Annotated in this window: 16 protein-coding genes and 4 pseudogenes; 13 read left to right on the top strand and 7 right to left on the bottom strand. The window is 59.8% G+C overall.

Features of this window, described 5'->3' with window-relative positions:
- Positions 1 to 906: 906 nt before the first annotated feature.
- Entirely contained in the window at positions 907 to 2439 is a 1533-nt protein-coding gene (ltrA, locus tag J2R76_RS18565; RefSeq protein ID WP_253624505.1) for a group II intron reverse transcriptase/maturase, read from the top strand.
- A gap of 148 nt (positions 2440 to 2587) precedes the next feature.
- Here ltrA (J2R76_RS18565) and J2R76_RS18560 read toward each other — a convergent pair.
- Positions 2588 to 3883: pseudogene (locus J2R76_RS18560) on the bottom strand (IS701 family transposase); the annotation flags it as partial.
- A gap of 172 nt (positions 3884 to 4055) precedes the next feature.
- On the opposite strand from J2R76_RS18560, the pseudogene J2R76_RS18555 reads away from it, so the two are divergent.
- A pseudogene (locus J2R76_RS18555) lies at positions 4056 to 4993 on the top strand (IS630 family transposase).
- A 526-nt stretch (positions 4994 to 5519) separates the two neighbouring features.
- Positions 5520 to 5726 (top strand): hypothetical protein, encoded by a 207-nt coding sequence (locus J2R76_RS18550; RefSeq protein ID WP_253624504.1) that lies wholly within the window; start codon positions 5520 to 5522, stop codon positions 5724 to 5726.
- Positions 5727 to 6186: 460 nt separating this feature from the next.
- Here J2R76_RS18550 and J2R76_RS18545 read toward each other — a convergent pair whose 3' ends face one another.
- A complete protein-coding gene (locus tag J2R76_RS18545) occupies positions 6187 to 6420 on the bottom strand; it encodes a hypothetical protein (protein ID WP_253624503.1) in 234 nt (77 codons plus the stop codon).
- A gap of 747 nt (positions 6421 to 7167) precedes the next feature.
- Between J2R76_RS18545 and J2R76_RS18540 the strand changes: the two genes are divergently transcribed.
- Complete coding sequence (locus J2R76_RS18540) at positions 7168 to 8247, top strand: IS630 family transposase (protein ID WP_253624502.1); 1080 nt, start codon at positions 7168 to 7170, stop codon at positions 8245 to 8247.
- Between the two features lie 37 nt (positions 8248 to 8284).
- Here the strand turns inward: J2R76_RS18540 and J2R76_RS18535 are convergent, their stop codons facing one another.
- On the bottom strand, positions 8285 to 8527 hold the full coding sequence (locus J2R76_RS18535) for a LexA family transcriptional regulator (RefSeq protein ID WP_253624501.1): 243 nt from the start codon (positions 8525 to 8527) through the stop codon (positions 8285 to 8287).
- Between the two features lie 560 nt (positions 8528 to 9087).
- On the opposite strand from J2R76_RS18535, the gene ltrA (J2R76_RS18530) reads away from it, so the two are divergent.
- The 3 genes and pseudogenes from ltrA (J2R76_RS18530) (at position 9088) to J2R76_RS18520 (ending at position 13627) form a co-directional block, all read left to right on the top strand.
- A complete protein-coding gene (gene ltrA, locus J2R76_RS18530) occupies positions 9088 to 10419 on the top strand; it encodes a group II intron reverse transcriptase/maturase (RefSeq protein WP_253624500.1) in 1332 nt (443 codons plus the stop codon).
- A gap of 580 nt (positions 10420 to 10999) precedes the next feature.
- On the top strand, positions 11000 to 12325 hold the full coding sequence (gene ltrA, locus J2R76_RS18525) for a group II intron reverse transcriptase/maturase (RefSeq protein ID WP_253624499.1): 1326 nt from the start codon (positions 11000 to 11002) through the stop codon (positions 12323 to 12325).
- Between the two features lie 198 nt (positions 12326 to 12523).
- Positions 12524 to 13627 (top strand): annotated as a pseudogene (locus J2R76_RS18520) (IS630 family transposase).
- Positions 13628 to 14127: 500 nt separating this feature from the next.
- On the opposite strand, the gene J2R76_RS18515 reads toward J2R76_RS18520, so the two are convergent.
- Positions 14128 to 14367 (bottom strand): helix-turn-helix transcriptional regulator, encoded by a 240-nt coding sequence (locus J2R76_RS18515; protein WP_139481413.1) that lies wholly within the window; start codon positions 14365 to 14367, stop codon positions 14128 to 14130.
- A gap of 516 nt (positions 14368 to 14883) precedes the next feature.
- Here J2R76_RS18515 and J2R76_RS18510 point away from each other — a divergent pair.
- From J2R76_RS18510 to J2R76_RS18505, 3 genes and pseudogenes are all read left to right on the top strand, one after another.
- Entirely contained in the window at positions 14884 to 15159 is a 276-nt protein-coding gene (locus tag J2R76_RS18510; RefSeq protein ID WP_253624498.1) for a DNA -binding domain-containing protein, read from the top strand.
- A gap of 145 nt (positions 15160 to 15304) precedes the next feature.
- Positions 15305 to 15454, top strand: a pseudogene (locus J2R76_RS41020) (transcriptional regulator domain-containing protein); the annotation flags it as partial.
- A gap of 25 nt (positions 15455 to 15479) precedes the next feature.
- Entirely contained in the window at positions 15480 to 16112 is a 633-nt protein-coding gene (locus J2R76_RS18505; RefSeq protein ID WP_253624497.1) for a DUF2285 domain-containing protein, read from the top strand.
- 259 nt (positions 16113 to 16371) lie between these two features.
- Here the strand turns inward: J2R76_RS18505 and J2R76_RS18500 are convergent, their stop codons facing one another.
- From J2R76_RS18500 to J2R76_RS18490, 3 genes are all read right to left on the bottom strand, one after another.
- A complete protein-coding gene (locus tag J2R76_RS18500; protein ID WP_253624496.1) occupies positions 16372 to 17280 on the bottom strand; it encodes a LysR family transcriptional regulator in 909 nt (302 codons plus the stop codon).
- A 340-nt stretch (positions 17281 to 17620) separates the two neighbouring features.
- Positions 17621 to 18508 carry an isocitrate lyase/phosphoenolpyruvate mutase family protein gene (locus J2R76_RS18495; RefSeq protein ID WP_253624495.1) on the bottom strand — a complete coding sequence of 296 codons (888 nt, stop codon included), beginning with the start codon at positions 18506 to 18508 and terminating at the stop codon, positions 17621 to 17623.
- A gap of 10 nt (positions 18509 to 18518) precedes the next feature.
- Entirely contained in the window at positions 18519 to 19718 is a 1200-nt protein-coding gene (locus tag J2R76_RS18490; protein WP_253624494.1) for a pyridoxal phosphate-dependent aminotransferase, read from the bottom strand.
- Between the two features lie 570 nt (positions 19719 to 20288).
- On the opposite strand from J2R76_RS18490, the gene J2R76_RS18485 reads away from it, so the two are divergent.
- Genes J2R76_RS18485 through J2R76_RS18475 form a run of 3 tightly spaced genes read left to right on the top strand, consistent with a single transcriptional unit; the run spans position 20289 to position 23274 of the window.
- Positions 20289 to 21467 (top strand): ABC transporter ATP-binding protein, encoded by a 1179-nt coding sequence (locus J2R76_RS18485; RefSeq protein ID WP_253624493.1) that lies wholly within the window; start codon positions 20289 to 20291, stop codon positions 21465 to 21467.
- Between the two features lie 41 nt (positions 21468 to 21508).
- Positions 21509 to 22429 (top strand): carbohydrate ABC transporter permease, encoded by a 921-nt coding sequence (locus J2R76_RS18480; protein ID WP_253624492.1) that lies wholly within the window; start codon positions 21509 to 21511, stop codon positions 22427 to 22429.
- Complete coding sequence (locus J2R76_RS18475; protein WP_253624491.1) at positions 22426 to 23274, top strand: carbohydrate ABC transporter permease; 849 nt, start codon at positions 22426 to 22428, stop codon at positions 23272 to 23274. The genes J2R76_RS18480 and J2R76_RS18475 overlap by 4 nt, the downstream gene beginning before the upstream one ends.
- The last annotated feature ends 11 nt before the right edge of the window (positions 23275 to 23285 follow it).

Below are 23285 nucleotides of genomic sequence, written 5' to 3'. Positions count from 1 at the left end.
AGCGATTGACCGGTAGCGAAGGCTACGAATCTTCGTTGACCGGGACTCCCTTGCATATTCAGCTGCATGTCACCGTCTCCATTGGGGGAAATCACGTGGCGGCACGGTGCCGCGACTTTCGCTCTGGCAATGGTAACGACATATCCCATCGGCGAATTGCCATCTGCGGTAAAGAGCGTGTGACGCTTAATCTTGAAGGCTTAATCAACAGATCGCGGCGCAGATATCGCCGGAAATGGGGCGCCGCCCTCAGGCACGACCTTGTTGATGCAAAGGACAACATCGGGCGGCGACGTATCGACGCCCGATCTCGCGGCCATGATAGCGCGCCTTCATTTTGGTGGCATACCTGTGCCATTCGGCATCCATCTCGGGAAGTGCCAGTTTTATTTGCCGGGACTGTTTGACCGCGCGACATTCATCAATTGACCCGATGCCATGTTCTTGCCATCCAAATCAACTGCTGGCATTGGTAGTTGACCGTGGCACAAGTTTCTACATCCCGCTATAGATGCGCAAGAAATGTGGCTAGTCTTACTGCGTGTGCGCCGGGAGGCCGGCAAGGAATAGATGGTGAGAGTCCATTACGACGAAGGAGTAGCGCCCCACATCGGCCCCGAGCCGTGCGGCAGCGTCCGTGAGGGCGTTGGCGAAGCGTCGGCAGGGGAGCATACAGGCCGGCCATTGAGCCGCGAAAGAAGATTATCCCGGGAGTCGACGCTGTACTCAGAGCGGAAGGCGACGCGGACGGGTGCGATAACGCGAGCACCTGGACGTCCCGGCGTGGTCGTAGACCCTGGCATGTATGGACGTTCCTTGCGCGGAAACCGGGAGATCTCGAGTCTGACCGGGGGACGGTTCGGCCGCCCCGGCCCGCACCGGGAAGGCGAGGAGCCGTAGCCGGTGATGCACGGACACGAGAAGTCAGACCCCGCCATATTAGCAACGAAGCTGACGAACAAAGCCGAGCGACCGGCGGCGGAGTCGGCGGAGCGAAGGGCGGGGGCCAAGGGGAACGCGAACCAGCTCAGCACGCGCCGGGCGCAGGACCGGGAAAGCGTGTCACAGGCGCTGGAGCGCGTACGTCAAGCCGCAAGGCAAAGGAAGAAGGAACGGTTCACCGCGCTCTACCACCATCTCAGCCTGCCTATGCTCAGGACGGCGTTCTTCGCGCTTAAGCGGGAGGCGGCGCCTGGAGTGGATGGGGTGACGTGGCGGGACTACGAGGCCGATCTCGATCGCAAGATCGCAGACCTGCACGCACGGGTCCATCGGGGAGCGTACCGGGCGCAACCAAGCCGCCGCCGGTATATTCCGAAGGCGGATGGCCGTCAGCGCCCGCTCGCAGTGGCTGCCCTGGAAGACAAAATCGTCCAACGCGCAACTGCTGCCGTGCTGAACGCGATCTTCGAGGAGGACTTCCTCGGATTTAGCTATGGCTTCCGGCCCGGGCGCGGCCAGCATGATGCGCTGGACGCCCTGGTTGCCGGGATCAACAGCACGAAGGTGAACTACATCCTGGACGCCGACATTCGGTCGTTCTTCGATGGGGTCAGCCAATCTTGGCTGGCCCGCTTCGTTGAGCATCGGGTCGGCGACAAACGCATCATCCGCCTGATCCAGAAATGGCTTAAGGCGGGCGTTCTTGAAGACGGAATCGTCACGACCAATGATAAGGGAACGGGCCAAGGTTCGGTGATCTCGCCGCTCCTCGCCAACGTCTACCTTCATTTTGTGTTCGATATCTGGGCCGAGCGCTGGCGACGGCGCGACGCTACGGGCGATATGATCATCGTGCGCTTCGCCGACGATATCGTCGTCGGTTTCGAACATGAGGACGACGCCCGTCGCTTCTGGGACGCGATGCGAACGCGACTGCAGGAGTTCGCACTGTCGCTCCATCCGGAAAAGACCCGCCTGATCGAGTTTGGTCGCCGTGCTGCGACCAATCGCGAGCGGCGCGGGCTCGGAAAACCGGAGACCTTCAATTTCCTCGGGTTCAGCTTCATCTGCGGCACATCGCGCCGAGGCGGCTTCCTGCTCAAGCGGAAGTCACGGCGCGATCGCATACGAGCGAAACTCAGCGAGATTAAGGATGAGATGCGACGACGGCGGCATCAGCCGATCCCCGACCAGGGGAAATGGTTGAGGCAAGTCGTCACCGGCTTCTTCGCCTACCATGCCGTGCCGACCAATGGGCGCGTGCTGGAGGCGTTCCGCTACCACGTCATCGACCTATGGCGGCGCTCGCTAAGGCGACGCAGCCAGAAGGACCACCTGACTTGGGCGCGGATCACGAAGCTGTCGGATGACTGGCTCCCGAAAGCGAGGATCCTTCACCCCTGGCCAGAACAGCGCTTCGCCGTCAAGCACCCGAGGTGGGAGCCGGATGCGGGAAAGCTGCATGTCCGGATCTGTCCGGGGGGCGCTCAGCAATGAGCGTCCCTACCGGGATCACAAACGATGATCTGTGTAGTGGTCGAACTTGATCGCACAACAAGGACATCTCGACAGCATTCGGACGAGCCCATGTTCGAGCCGCCGTCGCATCGTCGCGATCGAATTTGGAATGTGACGTTGGGTCCGCAGCGGCAGATCCGCGGGGTCTGTAATCTGCGGGAATGCGATTGAGCGGGATCGGCCGGGCGCGCCGAGCGCCTGAGGGGGGAATCGTCTCCCGCTCGGAGATTAGGAATCCGTAGGCCGCAATGCACATCGTTGCGTGATGATGAAAGCCGCGCCAGCCGCGTCCCTCGAAGTGGCCGAGTCCGACCTCCTGCTTGAGGTCCTGATAGTCGCGTTCGATGCGCCAGCGCAATTTAGCCGTCTCAACGAGCGTCCGGAATGCCACATCTTCCGGCAATGTCGAGAGCCAGTATTTGGTAGGCTGGTCCTCGCCTTTCGGCCATTCGATCAGCAACCATTCCTGCGCTCGCCGGGTGGTTTGCCAATAATCACGATGCGCGGCACGAACCCGCACGCGGGCAAAGCGCGAGGTCAGCTTTTCGTTCGTTCCTTGCCGCCACGTTATGGTGCGCCAAGCTTGGGCCGGCAGGCCGATCGCGAGCGCTTTGACGGCGGCTGGCTGATGCTGACGGTTGCGGCGCATCAGTTTTGGTGGACGGCCGCGGCCCGACCATGGCTTCGGCGGCAAGGGACCGGTGCCGGGCGCCCATACCGTCGTGCTCGACAGAAGACCCGCCACATAGGTCAATCCCAGCGCCGTGATCTCGGTGCGCAGGTCGCTGTTGTTGCCATAGCCAGCGTCCATCAGCACGACACCGCGCGGAAGGCCGCTCGCACAGGCCCACCGCAACTGCTCCAGCGCGATCTCCGGCTTGGTCTGGAAGCCGACTTCGGCAGGAATGCCCACCTTGCGCCGCCGATCGCGGTCCTCAGTCCAATCCTTCGGAAGATAAAGGCGGTAAGCGACAGGCAAGCTGGCGTGGTGGTTGGCAATCGACAGCGACACCGCCACCTGGCAATTATCCTGCTTGCCGAGCTGCCCGCAATATTGCCGTGCAACTCCAACCGAATGTCGCCCCTGCTTGGGAAATCCGGTGTCATCGATGATCCAGGCTTCGATGGGGCCCTGGCGTTCAATCGCCGGCAGGACCATCTCGCGTACCTTGCCCAGCACCTTCTCATCCGACCAGGCGCCGCTGCCGACGAAATGCAGCAGCGATTGATGCTGGGCCGCCGTCCGCTCCGGAGCCGTCACCGCCGCCATCGGCTCCACGCTCTTGCGACCGCCACAGGCCATCAGGCCGACGCAATAGTCGCGCAGCGGCGCCTTCCGATCAGCATGACCGATGACACTAGCAAGCCCTTCCAAATACGCCTCAAATCGCTTCTCGCTCGTCTTCGTGCCACGCCCGCTCATGTCGGCCTCATCGGCTAATGGTCCATGCTGCAACCATCATTGATTCTAGCCGGCGGTTTTGTGACTCAGTCAGACTAGCTAGAGCATTTTTCGGTCTGACTGAATCGACTGGGATTCCCAAGATGGCTCGAGTCGGATTCAAGCTTCATGCTGGCGCAGGAGGCCGGCATGCATGGCCAGGGCACTTTCCGTTGATCTTCGTCAAAGGGTAATCGCCGCTATTGATGGCGGTCTATCATGTCTACAAGCTGTCGAGCGCTTCGGCGTCAGCGTAGACCAGCGCAATCCGCTGGCGGGGACGCCAAAGAGAGGCTGGCGACATCGCCCCCAAACAATAGAGAGGACCGCAAGTTGCGGCGCAGCGAAGTCCCAATTGATTCTAGAAGCTGTGGCGGTGAAGCCAGACATCACGCTTGCCGAGCTGCGGGACCAGTTAAAGAAGCATGGCGTACCTGTGGGCGTCGCTTCGCTTTGGCGCTTTTTCCGGCGCAGGAAAATCACCCTTACAAAAGACAGCGCGCGCCGCCGAGCAGTGGCGCGGCGATGTGAACTTGGCGCGGGAGGAGTGGTTCGAAGCGCAACTCGATCTTGATCCTGAGCGTCTCGTCTTCATCGATGAAATCGCAGCCAACACCAAAATGGCGCGCCTCTACGGTCGCTCGTCCCGCGGCGAGCGATGCCGTGCTGCCGTCCCGCGTGGACATTGGAAGACGACAACCTTCACTGCTGGATTGCGCTCGGACGGTCTCGTTGCGCCGTTTGTGCCGGACGGCCCCATGGATGGAGATGCTTTCCTTGCCTACGTCGAACAACTGCTTGCGCCATCGCTGCGCCCCGGCGACACCGTCATCATGGACAACCTGCCCGCTCATAAAGTTCATGGCGTGGAGAGGACCATCCAGGCGGTCGGAGCGAACCTACTCGACCTTCCGCCGTATAGCCTCGACTTCAATCCGATCGAAATGGCCCTTCCAAATTGAAGGCGCTGTTGCGCGCCGCTGCCGCGCGCTCGATGCCAGATCTTTGGCAAGCAATCGCCAACGCAATCAACGATTCACGCCACACGAGTGTCGAAACTATCTCGCCGCCGCAGGATACGACGCAACGTGATCGGAATATGCTCTAAGATCCGACGATCATAGGATGTTGGATCGTCGTCGCAGATGATGTTATCTGCCCAGTGAGGACCGGCCACCAATCTGGGTCACCGTGATCGGGTCTTTTGCTGAGGCTTCGTCGCTATGAGCGCGGCGGCATTTCACCGCACCGACCAAGCCGGTGTTCTTTGAGAACTGATTTTCAGCATGGACGCTCAGACCGGCTACCGACAACCCCAGCTGCATACCATATGCTGCGTCTGTCGAACCGCTCATCGCAGCATTGGAGCAATCGATACTGGTGCGCAGGACAGGGCTCGTCAAAAGCCGTCTGTGCAAGTAGTCCGGGCGGGGAACGTCGAGCCGTGGATGCACTTCTTTGACAAAGCGCGCGGCAACGAGCTGGCGCGCGAGTTATGTACGTCAGTTGCAGACCATTCCGCCTTCAGGCATGGAATTCGGTGAATTTGAGAGAGCAATGCCAGTATTCCCCTCACATCGCTAGCTGGCAGCCAACCAATATCGAATCTGGCGCGAGGATGTCCAACGATGCCACGCTTGAAAGCATCTCGATGGGCAATAACCACGACGTGGCGCTTAGCGAGCTTTTGAGTCCGTTCGAGCGCATCCATGGCGCCACCCCACTGGCGTACGCCGATCACAATTCAAATCGCTCACAATCATCTTTGAGTAAGGCCGAGAGCTCCAGAGAGTTTGTTCCGCGTGAAACCTTTCTTGTGCGGTAGCGTGGCAAGCTTAATGACTCTGCAACTTGCGCCACTCGACTCGAGAGTGCCATTACGGGCCGCCCGCAAAAAAAATGCCTCCATTACGAGTTGGGACCGGTGGAGAGTGTTGCGCGCCATGGAAATTGCCCCCTCGGAGTCACGAGGAATTGCCTTCTCCTTGGATAGCCGAGGAGAGAGCGAATAAACGAGGAACGAATCACGGAAGGTTCGTCGTGGATTGATCGACGGGGGGCAGGTGATGAAGACGCCGGATGATGTGGCGGAGACGTTGCGCCTGAGGGCGTGCGGGTGGAGTCTGAAGCAGATGACGCGGCAGCTGGGCTGCAGCCATCATACGGTGAAGGGCCACGTGGTGGCGGGCGGGGGGAGCCGTTCTTGAAGGCTGGCTGCGCCAGAGGTTCATTCGGCACGGCGGCAGTGCGGCGTCAGGACCTCTTGGCTGAGGAAGGCGTTGCAGTTAGCCGGCGAACCGCTGCAATAGGCCGTGCAGCCCTATCGCCAGGCGTTGAAGGCCGAAGCGCTGGCGACGACGCGGTTCGAGACGCCCCAGGGGCGGCAGGTACAGATCGACTTCGGCGAGTGTCTGGTCGAGATCGGCGGGGTGAAGATCAAAGCATTCGTGTTCGTGGCAACGCTCGGGCATTCGCGGCGGCTGCATGTGCGTGCGTTCCGAGCCGAGAAGCAAGAGCACTCGCCGGGCTCGAGAGCGCATTCACGAGCTTCTGCGGCGTGCCGGAGGAAGTGCTGATGGACAATCCACGCGCGCTCGTGGCGGGCCACGACGCGGTGAGCCGGTTGTTTAGTTTAACGACAAGCTCATCGCGTTAAGCATTGGGGCCGTCACTGGCCCTATCTTGACTGGGCCGGGGCAGTCCCCCCGTACGCAATCGCAGAATGGGTTCCTTGAACCCAATTGCGTACCGGTGGACGCCCCGGCGTCGAGTGGATCGATCCGGTTCTCGTCCTCGTGCCTGCGCGCCGTATCGGGCGCGCAGGCAGGGTGGCGATCGGGGCGACGTGGTCCGAAGATAGCCGCGACTGTCGCTCGAGCTCGACGATCCTTCGACCCGAACTGGGAATCTGTTAGGAGTGAAGTTCACGTCCTGCCAGGTCGCAGCCGCACAAGAGCCGCAAGCGAGCAAAGAGCCTCGCCCCGTCCGGTGGGCAGCTTCATCTTATCAAGCCTCGCGAACATGTCGCCGAGACCGAGCGGTTCGACACATAACCGAAACGGCACGGAACAACCATATTAGCCGCGGGAAAGCCCACAACCGGTCGCCGGAAATCACCTAGACCAGCATTCAATGGTTACCGAATAGATGAGACGAAATGGATAGGGAGTAAGGCGCGTATTGGGATGTGCCTACCTAGTGGATCAAATCTGACATTTGAATCCGGAAGGGATTCCGTCGGAGCCGATTGCATGCGACTCTGACGCATGCGCACCGGTATTTCCATCAAGGTTAGCCTGTCTGATCGCCACCGGCTGGAGGCGCTCTTGCGGGATCGCAATGCCCCACAGAAGCAGGTTTGGCGGGCCGAGATTGTGTTGTTGAGCGCCGCCGGGGTCGGCACCAACGAGATCAGGCGGCGGACCGGGAAGTCCAAGACCTGCGTCTGGCGCTGGCAGGAGCGCTTCATGCAGGAAGGCTTCGACGGCCTTCTGCGCGACAAGACGCGTCCCTCGCGTATTGCACCGCTCGGAACGGAAGTTGCGGCACGCGTGGTGGCTCTCACGCAAACCGATCCGCCAGCCGAGACCACTCACTGGACCGCAACCATGATGGCGAAGGCGGCCGGTATCAGTGCCAGCTCGGTGCAGCGCATCTGGCGCGCACACGGGCTGCAACCGCATCGTATCCGGCAGTTCAAGCTCTCCAATGATCCCAACTTCGTCGACAAGCTGCATGACGTGGTCGGGCTTTATGTCGATCCACCCGAGCATGCCATCGTGCTCTCGGTCGACGAGAAGAGCCAAATCCAGGCGCTCGACCGCACCCAGCCGGGCCTGCCGCTGAAGAAGGGGCGCGCCGCCACCATGACGCACGATTACAAGCGCAACGGCACCACCACGCTGTTCGCCGCCTTCGACGTCCTCGAAGGCAAGGTCATCGGGCGCTGCATGCAGAAGCATCGGCATCAGGAGTTTATCCGCTTCCTCAACCAGATCGAGACGCAAGTTCCCGCCAACAAGGCCGTCCACGTCATCCTCGACAACTATGCGACCCATAAGCACCCGAAGGTCTACAAATGGCTCGATCGCCATCCGCGCTTCACCTTCCATTTCACGCCCACCTCGTCCTCGTGGCTCAACGCCGTCGAGGGCTTCTTCGCCAAGCTCTCACGGCGACGCCTCAAGCGCGGCGTCTTCCGATCCGTCCGCGAGCTCAAGGCCGCCATCAACCGTTTCCTCGACGAGGCCAACAATGACGCAAAACCCTTCACATGGACCGCAGACCCGGACAAAATTGTCGCCGCCGTCAAACGAGGGCATCAACTGTTAGATTCGATCCACTAGTACCGTGACACAGTGATTTTGACTGGTTGCACGCTGGTCACAATAGCTCGGGCAACTGGCGCGGATCAACGAGGAGCTCGATGCTGCGAGCGGCCCTCGGTTGCCTTCTGATGAAGCCTTCGCGTTCGAGCGTCAGCACCATCTGGTGAACGGAGCGCGGGCTGACGCGAAAATATTGCTGCATGTCGGTTTCGGCCGGTGGCTGGCGATGCAGGCGCGTGTAGAGGTGGATAAACGCCAGATACTGCCCCTGCTTGGGCGTGAAGGTTTTTTGCAGCAAGACTCACGCCGGCCATCCGATTCAGCTGTTCGTCCATGCCTCAGACGAGGAGGCAGGGATGAATGTACGCTATCGGGTGTGCGCCGTGCAAAGGCGGCGCTTTCCAGTGGGTGCAAGCCCCACCCGGCAAACGCTCCAGCCGGAAGCAATCGGAGCAGTCATGGAGGTAACGAAGTGGCTGAAGCCTTCGATTAGCGTGTCACGAATTGGTGACAGCGCGAGTGTGCAGGCCGTAACGCGAGTGAACGCCGAGCAAGCCTCGAAAAGTACGATGCGCAGGCCGACCCGACGACCCTTTCGGGGAAGGCTGATATGGCCGGGCGAATGAGCGAAGTAGTACGCCCAGCCGCTGCGCCGGGGTAGTGGCGACAGCATGTACACAAGGAAAGCGTACGCAACACGGGAGGCCCCACGACGTGGTCAGGGATGACCAACCGGACGCCCGCGAGGGACAGGCCGGGCGCCGTGCGGAGACGGAGAGGTTCGCAGTACCGCGGAAGCCGGGTAACTCCGGTGGAGGGAAGGGACCTCAGTTCAAGACGTAGTGAGGGACCTGGGGATTGGGCAACCTATCAACTCCGAAGAGTGTTCAGAAACTGCAGACGGCGTTGCACGCGAAAGCGAAGGCAGAAGCCGGCTACCGCTTCTACGCCCTGTATGACAAGATCAGCCGCGAGGACATACTGGCCCATGCCTATGCCCAGTGCCGCTCCAACAAGGGCGCATCGGGTGTGGACGGCCAGAACTTTGCGGACATCGAGGCATATGGCGTCGAGCGATGGCTTGGCGAACTGGCGCTTGCGCTCCGGGAGGAGAGCTACCAACCGGATCCCATCAGAAGGGTGTTCATCCCGAAGGCCAACGGCAAGCTCAGGCCGCTGGGCATCTCGACCGTGCGGGATCGGGTCTGCATGACGGCAGCGATGCTGGTGTTAGAACCGATCTTCGAAGCCGACCTTCCACCCGAACAGTACGCGTACCGTCCTAGGCGAAATGCTCAACAGGCGGTGGTCGAAGTGGAAGAGCTGCTGTTCCGCGGCCACCCGGAAGTCGTCGACGCCGACCTCGCGGACTACTTCGGAAGCATTCCGCATGCCGAACTTCTCAAGTCGGTAGCGCGCCGGATTGTTGATCGGCGCGTGCTGCATCTGATCAAGATGTGGCTGGAATGTCCCGTGGAAGAGACCGACGATCGAGGAAGGAAGACACGCACGACCGAAGCCCGGGACAACCGGTGCGGTATCCCGCAAGGCTCACCCATCTCCCCATTACTGGCAAATCTCTACATGCGCCGGTTCGTGCTGGGATGGAAGATGCTCGGGCTGGAGCAAAGCCTCGGCACTCGCATAGTGACCTACGCGGACGACCTCGTGATTCTGTGTCGGAAAGGCAAGGCCGAAGAAGCCTTGCAGCAACTGCGCAAGATCATGAGCAAGCTGAAGCTCACGGTTAACGAGGAGAAGACACAGATCTGCAAGGTCCCGGAAGGAGAGTTCGACTTTCTGGGCTACACGTTCGGACGAATGTATTCTGCGAGAACCGGCCAGGCGCGCCTGGGTTATCGGCCATCGAAGAAGAGCATCAAGCGCATGGTTGAGCAAATCCATGCACTGACGGACCGAACGGGGACATGGCAAGAAACCACAGAGCTGGTGGGCAAGTTGAACCGCACGTTGCGCGGATGGGCGAACTACTTCAATGTAGGCACCGTCAATAAGGCGTACCGAGCGATCGACAACTACACCGCTGTGCGGTTGCGCCGGTGGTTGCGCAGCAAGCACAAGGTCAGGCGACGCAAGGGCGGGACCTATCCACTCTCGCACCTCTACGGGCACTTCGGGCTCGTACGCTTAACTGCGCTTGGACGCGGCGTGCCGTGGGTGAAGGCGTGAAGTCTTGTCCGAGAGCCGGATGCGAGAGATTCGCCTGTCCGGTTCGATGAGCGTTGCGCCTTGCAAGCGCGTTGAAGTCTGCCGTCTGAGATGACGGCCGCGGCAAAGCCTAGCGAGCAGCCGCGAACCGAGTCTTGCGTGGCGTCCGGTAACGGCCGTTGCGAAGCGTAGACAGGGAGGTTGTAGGCCGGAATGAAGTGAACGGGAAAATAGCCCCGAAATCGAACGTGATCGGAGTAGCCGACCCTGTCTCTCAAAGGGGAAGGCGGAACCGCGGGCCGCGACAACGCGAGCGGTCAGAGGTGCTCCCGGGGTTCGTACCGCCAGCATGCAATCAAAGGAAGCAGCGTGAACAAGGGAGATCCATCCGGTTCAAGCGCAAGCTTGTAAGACCTGCCAAGCCGCTGAGGTGAGAAGGGTCTGACGACCGGGTGGAAGTCAGACTGACCGATAGTACTCCGAGGACGGGAGAGCCGGCCACATGGGGAAGCGGTCAGCGGTAGTTGAATTGTTCTTGGGCGACATGGGCTCCATTCAACGGGAGTCACGGCCTTCTATTCTAAGAGAAGATCAGCTGACCATGGAATCGAAACTTGAACAAATAGCAGTGAAAGCTCGGCGCGAGCCAAATCTTCGCTTCACCTCGTTGGCCCATCACATCACGCGCGACCGAGTGCAAAAGAATCTATTACAGATTCCGAAGCGCTCCGCCGCCGGGGTGGACGGACAGACGGTGGAGGCGGCGAAGGAGAGCTTCGAGGACTGGATAGGGCCAATGCTCCAATCCATCCATCGCCAGGGATATCGGGCGCCGAACATTCGGCGGGTCTATATCCCCAAGCCCGGTAAGACGGAGAAGCGCCCCCTCGGGGTTCCAACTGTCGCCGACCGGGCGCTCCAGCGCAGCACGGCTGAGGTATTGTCCGCCATCTACGAGCAGGACTTTTTGCCCTGCTCGTTCGGCGGCAGGCCGAAGCTCAGCGCCCATCATGCCTTGGCGACCCTCAATGAGGTCATCGCCGGCGGCATGATCAGCTGGGTGTTGGAGGCGGATTTGAAGAACTTCTTCGGGAGTCTCGATCATGATCGGGTCCTCCGGTTTGTCGAACATCGAGTCGGTGATCCGCGCCTGATCAGCTTGATCCGGCGCTGGTTGAAAGCGGGCGTCTTGGAAGACGGAGCGGTGCACCCGAGCGAACAAGGAACGCCACAAGGCGGATCGATCAGTGTACTTTTGAGCAACCTCTACCTTCATTACGTTCTCGACCTCTGGTTCGAACGCGTGGTGAAGGGTCGGTTGCGGGGCGAAGCCCGACTGGTGCGCTATATCGACGACTTTGTGATCTGCTTCCAATATCGATCGGACGCCATCCGCGTACAGGAGGCCTTGCGTCTTCGGTTGGGGAAGTTCGGCCTCACTCTAGAGCCGACCAAGACCAAGTTGGTCGAGTTTGGTCGGTTCGCGCAAAGACACGCGAGCAAACGCGGCAGAAACCGCCCGGAAACAATCTACTTTCTGGGTCTGACGCTCTATTGCACGCGAAACCAAAAAGGCAACTTCAAGGTTGGGATGCGCACCGAGAAATCTCGGCTAAAGCGCAGCCTTATGTCTCTGCAGGAGCTGATGCGGCGAATACGGCATTACAAGATCAGTGACCAGGCCGGTGAAATCAACGTCGTCCTGCGCGGCCACTATGCCTATTACGGCGTCGCCGGAAATCTCCGGAGTCTCGTAAAAGTTTATCGGGCCGTGGAGCGTTACTGGCGCGGAATGCTGCGCAGCCGCAGCTGGGCAGGCCGACGCCTCACTTGGGACGCCTTCAACCAAATCAAAGAACGGACACCGTTGCTGAAGCCTAAGCTGCGCCTCCCTTATCGGGAGCTGCAAGCGCTTGCGGTGCTGTGAACCAACTGTCGAAGAGCGTCGGTGCGGGAAATCCGCACGCCACGTTCTGTGGGAACCGGGGGCGGGCGACCGCCTCCGGTGACCCGGTGGATGTGAAAACGGAGTCATGGCTGAACCACTAAGGCACCGCCAGACGAAAGAGGCGGAAACAGATATGTTCAGCCTACAGCCACCGCGTCACATTCCGACTCTACCGAACTGAGCCAAACCGAGCGGACCGAACTCACAGCGCGTTTGAGTGGCGGTAAGCACGCCGCGCGCAAGCTCAAGCGAGCGCAGGTTTTGCTGGCAGCCGATGCGGGCGCCAGCGACGACGCAATTGCCATCAGTGTCGGTGTCAGCGGCTCGACAATCTATCGGACCAAGCGCCGCTTCGTGCTCGGCAACCTGGAGGCAGCGCTCAGCGAGGAACCGCGCCCCGGAGCGGACCGCAAGCTCTCGGGCAAGGAGGAGGCGCTGTTGGTTGCAACGGCCTGCTCAAACCCGCCCGCAGGCCGTGCGCGCTGGACCCTGGAGCTCTTGGCGGGCGAATTGGTCAGGCTTACTGAGCACGATACCATCTCTCGGGAGACCGTGCGCCGGCGCCTGGCCGAGAACGAGCTCAAGCCCTGGCGCAAGGACATGTAGTGCATTCCGCAGGTCGATGGCGAGTTCGTCGCCCGCATGGAGGATGTGCTCAACCTTTATGCCGAAAAATCCGATCCGAAGCGCCCGGTCGTCTGCTTTGACGAAAGCCCGACCCAACTCATCGGCGAAGTACGCCGGCCGATCCCGGCCAAAGTTGGCCAGCTCGAGCGCTACGATTGCGAGTACAAGCGCAATGGCACCGTCAATCTGTTCATCTTCTTCGACGCGCACCGACCCTGGCGCAAGGTCAAAGTCACCGACAGCCGCGCCGCCGTCGACTTCGCCGCCTGCATGCGCGAACTCACCGATGCTTACTTCCCAAAGGCAGAGCGCATCCGCGTCGTGTTGGACAATCTGTCCACCCACTCCGCCGGCGCGCTTTATCAAGCCTTCCCGCCGGCCGAAGCGCGTCGCATTCTGCGCCGGCTCGAGTTCCACTACGTCCCCAAGCATGCCAGCTGGCTAAACATAGTCGAGATCGAGATCGGCGTGCTGCGCAGCCAATGCTTGGATCGGCGGATCGAATCCAAACAACGCCTCGTATCCGAGGTCGCGGCCTGGGAGCGACAACGCAATACCTCCCGCGCCCGCATCAAATGGATGTTCACAACCGAGAAAGCTCGCGCCAAAATGGGCCGCGCTTACCCCAGCCGATCTTCGGTCAAGGAGTCATAATCACCGTGCTGAGGTACTAGCGGGTTTCTTTGCGGGCCGTTTCAGGAACTCGGCAGGCGCAGCGTCGAGCTTGTCGGCAAGGCGATCTATAATTTTGATACTGACGTAGTACTCGCCCTTTTCAAGCTTACTCAAATAGCCCGACTTATCTTCGCTTCGAAGGCAAGCTCGTCTTGCGACCATCCCCTCGCGTTGCGCAGACGGCGCAAATTGGTGGCGAATGTATCCCGCAAGTCCATACGGCAAAGGATGCGGCTTACTCGTGCACCTCGATATACTTGACAAAATGTCGTCTGATGAACGTTGTGAACCGAAACTGCGTGTCGATATCCCAGGTTTCTCGAACTGGTACGAGGTTTCATGAATCGTCTCTAGGTTTCGTTAATTGGCTCGGTTGGCAGACGTCCGGGATCTGGGATGGGTAAGTGCATCCAGGCTCTGGGGAGCAGCAGGCTTTGAGCGGCGGCAGAGGAGACCCGCTGGGGTACATACTCTATGCGTTAAGTGCCCCGCTTCGCACGTGGCGCGCGGGTTCTCTTTTGCAGGAGATCCGCTGCTTCAACTCCGAGTTCGCGGGCAAGCCGATCGAGAACATCGATGCTGGCCGCATATTTGCAGCGCTCAATCGAGCTGATGTAAGTGCGGTCTATGTCGGCACGGTGCGCAAGTTCCTCCTGAGACAGGCCTGCAGCCTGTCGGTACTTTATCAAATTGAGCGCCAAAATCTCCCGTATCGCCATGGATACGAGAGAGGTCTATTGAAGGGTATTTCTCCACGGAGTATTCTCGACAATCTACGCGGGAGACCCTCTAATGATCCTTGAACCGTATTTCTTGGCTGCGCGACCAAACAGAAAAAGTGAGGCGCGTGGGGTTCGAAATTGAGAATGAAGTTCTCACCAGCCGACCGATCCGAGTGACAAAGTCATCCGGTAGCGAGCACGCAACGTGTCGCGCAACCGCATTTGTCGCAGGCAAGAAGCGAGCACACATTAGCCTGGATGGCAAAAGCCCGGATAGCAAATCTGCTGATCGTGTTGCGAGCGATATGGACTTCCATCAAATCCAAAATGGGGCGAGCGGACGGAAAACGATCGACGGAACCAAGGATGCCAACGTTTCCGGTGGCGGCTGCAATCGATTTCGACGGGATTGCTGCGGATCACGACAATTGGACGGTACCAAGGTGCCACGAAAACGGTTACCATCGCGTCGATTTCGATAGAGGTTTTTCAGTTTGATAGGGGTTCCAGGCAGTGTCGGACGATCCGAAGATCGAAGATGTGGCGCCCAGCGCGCCCGAGCTTACGCCATACGACGAACAGCACGTCGTTACTTACATGCGTCTTCTCGATGCACGGGCGGACAATGCAGATTGGCGCGAAGTGGCGCGCATTGTGCTCGGTGTTGATCCGGCCCTTGAGCCGGATCGCGCGCGTCGTGCTTTCGACTCTCATCTGACTCGCGCCAAATGGATGGCGCGTCACGGCTATCGTTATCTCCTGCGACACGGTTGGCCGAAGAGTGGATAATGGATCCACTTGAAGGGGACGTGATTTCTTGTCCAGCTCTAATCGCAAAAATTGATTGTTCCATCGTCAGAGCACATCAATATCGAACAAATGCATCGGCACAACCAGAAATCGTCACAATCATGGCTGCAATTTCCTTGCGTAAATGTGCGGGGAAGAAAGTACGATGGCAGCTGCTGACTGGACATCAAAGCAAGCATATCCTGATGCCAAGACGGCAGAAACGGAGGACATAGCCTGGGAATGTCTACGTCGCGACGTAGAGTATGAAAAAGACTATGAGGTCCTGGGCAGCAGCGAACGATCCGACGCGATGTCGGATGACTTCCGGCGGAAGTGGGGGCTTTCGTTTCGCCGCGGATCCGCGAACGGCGTTCGACAAACAAGCGATTTTCTGGGCGCCCGAGGCGCTGTCGACCGTGCTGCCCGTCCATCCAGCTATCGGTTTGAGGTCGTCCAAACGGTACGACCTGGATCTCGCGAAATTAACGGGCAGCGAGCTTCGTCGGGCGCCAGATGGATGGCATGCCGTCGTGCCGCTCGGAGGAGCGAAGCATCGCCTTTGGCTGAGAGAATTGCCATCGAGCGGCTCAGTGATTGCCGTCGATCTGGCGCTCGACCGCGATTTCGATGTTCGTTTGCGAGCGGCACAGCGCTTTTGGCGAGCGCTCGAACGGCGCCCCCTCGGGCCGTCCCCACGTGCTCTGCCAATCCAGACCCGGCATCGGCTCATCCTTGCTCTGCGTGCCGCAGATGGATGGCGGGAAGGAAATAGCTATCGCAAAATCGCGCAAGGCCTGTTCGGCGCTCCTCGCATTCCCGATCGCGGCTGGAAAACAAGCGATGTTCGCAGCCGGATCGTTCGCCTGGTCAAGAAGGGGCTGCGTCTCATCCGTGGCGGTTATCGCGCATTGCTCCGTCACAAGCGCAAAGGCAAGTACGATAAGTCCTAAGCTCTTGGCTGTTCGGTTCGTTGCAACCGCGGCCCGACAATGCCGCTTTGCAGGTAAGCTCGTGAGGGCATCATTGCGCGCGGTTTCCTTTGGGCATTACTTCGGTTCGATTTTCGCGACCGCGGAAGGCCTATAGAACAATGTAAGTAAAGGGGCAGGCTGGATTGGACCGCTCGCTGCTCGAACGATCAGCTTCGGCCACGTTGAGCTGCGGCGTCCGTGTCTATTCATATAATTTGTGGTATCGCCTGATGCGAAGTTAGGCGGCTTCCGCAATTGCTGCCTTCTTACAGAGCCGAGCGACCCAGCGGCAGAAGGCGCGAGCGATTTCGGGATTGTTACTGCGATCGACCGCATAGGCCCGATACTGCATGCCGCTTGGCGCGCGGGATCCTGGTATCACGTGCAGTGCTCCCGCGCGCACGAGATCGCCGACAATGATTTCCGGCGCGACCAGGAGGCATTTTCCCGTCATGACGGCCGGCAGGGCAAGGTAATTGTGATCGTATCGTGCCCCGGACTTTATGTCTCTTGCGGTCAGGTTCATCGCTCTCAGCCATGTGGGCATTATGTCAGGCCGCGATGTGATGTTCAGAAGTGGCATTGAACGCGCAATCGACAGCGGTTTTCCTGCGACGTGACCTGGAGAGCCGACGCATACGAGGGTCTCATTGTAGATTTCCCAATCGTCGGCCGGTTCAACGACGGAGAGATCTCGCGTAATCAAGATATCGAAATTGTCGGAAGATGTCGGCGGAGACAATGAACTGATCACGTCTACGATCACGCCATCCATCTCCGCAGAGAACGCCTGGAGATTAGGAATGAGGAAGGAATAAGCGAAGGTCGAAAGCGACGTGCGCACCACAATCCGGTTGGTGTCCGATCGGTTCCGGCGTCGCATTCTCTTGGCGGTGAAACACACTGTATCAAGCGGTTCGGAAACGGTATTCGCGAACAGCCGTCCGAATTGAGTCAATTCACTTCGCCGGCCTCGCCGTTCCACGAGATCTGTGCCGAGATACTCCTGCAACACAGCCAAATAGCGGCTGACCGAGCTCTGGGTTATTCCCAATGCGTTGGCCGCACGCGTTACGCTTCCTTCTCGCGCAATGGTCACAAATGCCCGGACCGCATTAAGGGGCACCTCATCGTATTCGGCAGCCATCTTCTGCTCCGGTAGCTCTTTGACTGTTGGCTACTTGCCACGGCAGGCCGTTGCCAAGCATGGATGCTGTATCACATTATTCGATGCGTACGTCAGGATAACCGCTTATCACGCGGGTTTCGCGCACAAAATCCGCAATTTTGGTGCGTTTCGTACGGTTGGGCGCGCAACGGCTGTCGGCGGTTTTTCACAGGTACTAAGCGCCAATGGGTGGCGCGATCACTGCTCTCGCGTCGGCCGCGCGCGACGTTTTAGAGTATTAGGCCGCTACTCAAACTTTCCTAATGCTCGGGATGAGGTCTCAGCGGGCCTCTAGCGCTAGGTATAGTTTCAAAAATTGTTACTCGCGAACGGTTAAGCGAAGGAAGCGGGCTTCGGCCGCTTTGACTTCATCCATCCTTTGAAGCCTGAAGATTTCCTCGACAGGTAGAATGTCCTTGTGGACGTGGTGGACACCGCCGTCGGCAATGATTCGGCGGAAGGTCTCCTGCATGGCACTGGCAGAAGCGCGGATCCCGTAGTTGCCATAGATCATCATGCGGATGTTGCGCAACGCCTTGACCCGCTCGGCGTTAAGATCCGGATAGGCGTTCGGCACGATGACCAGCGGCGCCAAGTCCGTCCAGGCGCGTGAAAAGCTTTCGATCTCAGAAGGATCCTTCTTTTTCGAATGAATCAGGATCATGTCCGCGCCAGTCTCTACGTAGGCATGGGCCCGACGCAGTGCTTCGGCTTCGCCGAGCCCTGCAATCAAGGCTTCGGTGCGGGCAATGATGAGAAAGTCCGGGTCCCGTCTTGTCGCAACGGCGGCCTCGATCTTCCCTTGGAACTCCTCAATCCGCAACAATTCCTGACGTCCATCGGCAACAAGGCTCGTCACCTTCGGAAAAGTCTTGTCCTCGATGACAATGGCGCTGGCGCCGGCACGTTCGTATTCGCCGATCGCATGGATCACGTTGATCGCATTCCCGTAGCCCGTATCGATGTCGGCGACAATTGGCAGCCTCGTGTGTCCCGCGATCGCTCGCAGCATGTCGAGATGCTGTGTCATCGAGATCAGGCTCATGTCTGGCAGGCCGTAAAGCGCCGACAGCTCGAATCCGGAGGCCCATAGGCCATCAAATCCGGCTTCCTCTGCAAGAATTGCAGAAAGCGGGCTATGCGCGGCCATGACGTGGACGAGTCCAGTCTCGGCCATGCGGGCGCGCAGGCGTTTGGCAGGGAACACGGGAGATCCTTCAGGACAGGGTGGCGCAGGCCGCGATGATACGGTCGCAGGCGCGAGTAAGGTCCGCGAGCGACGAAGCGTAGGAAATACGGATGTATGGCGAAGCCATGAAGCCGGCGCCGGGTACGACGGCCACGGCGAACGCATCGAGCAAATACATCGCAAAATCGGTGTCGGTTTCGATCACCTTGCGATTCGGTGTGCGCTTGCCGATAACGCCGGCGCAGGAAGGGAAAACGTAGAAGGCGCCGTCCGGCACTCGGCACGAAAGTCCCTCGGCCTGGTTCAGCTTGGCAACGACAAGATCGCGGCGCTGCAGGAAGGCGCTCGCAAATTCATCGATGTGCTTCCGTCCGCCGGACAGCGCCTCGATCGCGGCATATTGCGAGATCGAGCTGGTATGTGAAGAGGTCTGGCCCTGGATCAGGTTCATGGCCTTGATGAGCGGCAGAGGCCCTGCGCCATAACCCACGCGCCAGCCGGTCATCGCATCGGCCTTGGATACACCGTTGATCGTCAATGTGCGGTCGTAGAGGTCTGGTGCCACGGCTGCCATTGTGGCGAAGTCGACGTTGTAGGTGAGTTTTTCATAGATGTCGTCGGACAGCACGTGGACATGGGCATGGCGGCGCAGCACGGCGGCGAGCGCCTGCAACTCGCTTCGGCTGTAAACCGCTCCGGTCGGATTGCAGGGCGAGTTCAGCATCAGCCACTTCGTGCGAGGCGTGATCGCCGATTCCAGTGCCTCAGGACGCAGCTTGAATCCGTGGCATTCATCGCAGGCCACGAGGACCGGCTTGCCGCCAGCGAGTGCCACCATATCGGGATAGGAAACCCAGCACGGTGTCGGTATCACCACCTCGTCGCCTGCATCAAGACTGGCGAACAGGGCGTTGAAAATGACCAGCTTGGCACCACAACCAACCGTGATCTGGTCGATCCCGTAAGCGAGGTCGTGGTCGCGCTCGAGGCTCTTCTGGATCGCCTCGCGCAGCGGCTTGATGCCGGCGACCGGCGTGTATTTCGTCTTCCCGTCGTGGATTGCCTGGATACCGGCGTCGCGGATGGCAGTGGGCGTCTCGAAATCCGGCTCGCCCTGACTGAGCGTGATCACATCGAAACCCCGGTCGCGCAGCTCGGCCGCGCGCGCCGTCATGGCCTTGGTTTCAGAGGGGCGGACAAGTCTGAGCCGTTCTGCAACGAGAGACAAAATGGAGCACCTGCGGACTTCGACATGAATTCTCGACGGCTTCTACTCGCTCGCAGAGCGGCCAACAAACAGACCGTCGCGTTTGTTGAACGAAATGATCGTAAGTTGCGATGCCCCGCGTGGTGTCGCCAGGGACGGCGAGAGGCGCGCGTCATCCGGCAGAAGGCGTGCAAGGTTGGTTGGTCTTTTTGTTGATGCGGCGCGGACACGTGGAAACCCTTTAGTCCAGGAGAAAACGAGCAGGGGGAACCGGCGAGACGCGGCGCGTCAGGTTCGGTGGCCAATTGCGCTGTGTTCCAGCTGCGATCGGCGCTGAGGCTCGTGCAGCGCGTGGCAGGCTCTGTTCCCGCGCACTGCGATTACTAAGCGGGCACGCTAAGCCTTGAGCGTTCGCTTCGAACTCTGGAGTAGCGCGCCATCGCATATAGCTTGGCTTTGCATCGAATTATTCGATCGGTGTCATCCAGCTGTAGCACTAAGGGTCTTGAAGCTCGGCCTGGGCTTGAGGGGATAGACGATCTCCTCGTCGCGCTTGCGCGAAGAGTTTCATGCCGGTGGGGAAGTAGCGCGGTGGCATCGGTTTCGATCGAAAGCATTCGTAAGGACTACGGCCAGACGCCTGTCCTACGCAACGTTTCACTGTCGATTGCCGACGGGGAGTTCCTGACACTGTTGGGGCCGTCGGGCTGTGGGAAATCGACGTTGCTCCGCATCCTGGCGGGACTTGAGGTGCAGGATGCGGGCTCGGTCCGGATCGGCGAACGCGTGGTGGACGGACTGCGGCCAAAGCGGCGGGATATCGCGATGGTGTTCCAGTCCTATGCACTCTATCCCCACATGAGCGTCGCATCGAACATGGCATTGCCGCTGCGGATGCGCGGACTCTCTGCCTTACAGAGGCTTCCCGTTCTCGGTCGTCTGCTGCCAGGAACCGCCCAGATCACCGCGGACATTGATATGGAAGTCTCCCGTACCGCAAAATCGCTCGGTATCGGCCACCTGTTGTCGCGCAAACCGGGGCAGCTCTCAGGCGGCCAGCGCCAGCGCGTTGCGGTCGGTCGGGCGATGGTGCGCCATGCGGCCGTCTTCCTGATGGACGAGCCGCTATCCAACCTCGACGCCAAACTGCGCGTGCAGATGCGCGCCGAGATCAAGGAACTGCACCAGCGGCTCGGGGTCACCTTCGTCTATGTCACGCATGACCAGGCCGAAGCTATGACCCTTTCGGACCGGGTAGCGGTAATGCTCGACGGCGAGTTGCTGCAGGTTGCTCCGCCGCAAGACATCTATGCCGATCCCGACAATCGACGCGTCGCCGAATTCATCGGTTCACCCAAGATCAACATGTTTGACGGCGTGGTGCGCGAACGCGGCCTCATCGACGCGGCCGGGTCGACGCTCACGATCGAAGCCGATGCCCTCACAGGTACGCCGCTCTCGCTCGGCATTCGTCCGGAGGCTTTTTATCTCGCTGACCGCGGCGGGCAGGGGACGCTGACGGGTTCCGTGCGAATGATCGAGCATATGGGGTCAGATCTCTTCGTTCATCTTGATCTGGCCGGCATCGACCAGCCATTGATCGCAAGGCTGCTCGCTGAACGGGCGCCGCATATTGTGCCCGGCCAGACCTTGCATGTCGGCGTGAGACCGGACCGCATTCTTCTGTTCACGCGGGATGGGCGACGCTTACGGCGGGAAGGGGATTCTTTTAAGGGTTCCGTCACCCCGTTCCGGGAGGTCGCGGGATGATTGGACCTCTTGCTCTATCCGGGGCTTCGGACAAGCGATCCATGCCGATCGAAAAGCCATTGTCAGCCGCTCCGCTGGCTCGCAGGCGAGCCCTTGCAGAAGCGTTGACGGCCTTGGCGCTGGCAGGGCCCGCGCTATTCTTTCTGCTTGTCCTGTTTTTTCTGCCGGTTGCTGCCGTCTTCGTCATCGCGCTGACCGACTGGCGATTTGGGGCGACTTCTCTTTCTTTTGTCGGCCTTTTGAACTTCCGCGAGGTCTTTTCGGATGCAGCTTTCCGGGCCTCGCTCGTCAATACCGTCGTCTACGCCTTGATCGTCGTGCCCGGAACCGTGATCCTCGGTCTTCTGATCGCGCTCGTCATCGAAAGCGGACGGTCCTGCCGCGGCTTCTATCGCGCCGTCCACTTCTTGCCCTTCATGGCGACGCTCACCGCGATGGCGATCGCCTGGGAAGCGCTGTTGCATCCAACAATTGGTCTCGTCAACCAGGCGCTTGCCGCGATCGGATTGCCGACCGCCAACTGGCTGCGTGATGAGAATATGGCTCTTCCGATCCTCGCCGTGATCGGCATCTGGCAGAATCTCGGTTACGCGATGGTGTTGTTTCTCGCGGGCCTGAAGAGCACCCCGCAGGAGCTATACAATGCCGCCGATGTCGACGGCGCCGACCTTTGGATTGATCGGTTGCGCACTGTCACCCTGCCGATGCTTGGGCCGGTCACGATGTTCGTTGTCATCGTGGTGGGGCTGCGGGCATTCGAGGCCTTTGACACGGTAAAGGTGCTAACTCAAGGCGGGCCCGGCCACGCCTCCGAAGTTCTGCTCTACACCCTCTACCGCGAGAGCTTCGAGTATCTGCGCACGGGATACGGCGCTGCCGTCGCGGTCGTATTTCTCGCCATCGTGGTGACGCTTACCCTCGTTCAGGTCCGCTTCATGGACACCAAGGTGCACTACCAATGAACGGCGCTATTTCCCCGAACCGCCTGTCGCTGTCAGCAGCCCTCGTTCGACACGCGGTGCTGCTCATGACCGGAACTCTCATTCTCCTGCCCTTCGTGTGGATGGTCTCGCTGTCGATCAAGCCGCCGGGGGAGATCTTTCGGGCGTCCTTCTCCTTCTGGCCTACACAACTATATGTCGTCGAGAACTATACCAAAGCGCTGACGGAGACATCACTGCTGCGCTTTATGGGCAATGGTCTCATCGTCTGTGCAATGATTCTGCTGTCGCAGATCTTCGTCTGTGCCCCTTGTGCCTATGCGCTGGCCAAGCTTCGCTTTCCTGGATATGGCCTTCTCTTCGGCATGGTGTTGGTGGGACTGCTGCTGCCGCACCAGGTGCTCTCGCTACCGCTCTTTGCTCTGGGTCATCAGCTCGGCATCCTCAATACCTACGCGGCGCTCATCTTTCCTTATATTGTCTCGCCGTTTGGTATCTTTCTGTTTCGGCAGTTCTTCAAGACCATTCCAGATGACGTCGTGCATGCGGCGCGGCTCGACGGACTTTCCGAACTCGCCATCGTCTGGAGGATCATGCTGCCGATGGCGCTGCCGGCCGTCATCGCCTTCTCCATCTTCTCGGTTGTCAGCCATTGGAACGGTCTGTTCTGGCCGCTCATTGCGGTGCGCGACCAGTCCCTGATGCCGCCCCCGCTCGGCATCATGGCGTTCAGGAACGAAGAGGCTGGCAACGACTATGGCCCCCTCATGGCCGCCTCTACCCTCGTCGTGTTGCCTCTCGTCATCGCCTTCCTTGCCGCACAGAAATGGTTCGTCGAAGGGATGACCGGGGGAGCGGTGAAGTAGCGCTGGGAGAT

It is taken from the genome of Bradyrhizobium sp. USDA 4532, assembly GCF_024171315.1.
GTDB classification, from domain to species: Bacteria; Pseudomonadota; Alphaproteobacteria; order Rhizobiales; family Xanthobacteraceae; genus Bradyrhizobium; species Bradyrhizobium australafricanum.
Note: the sequence above shows the minus strand (reverse complement) of the source record. Positions and strands in the feature narration are given on the sequence as shown.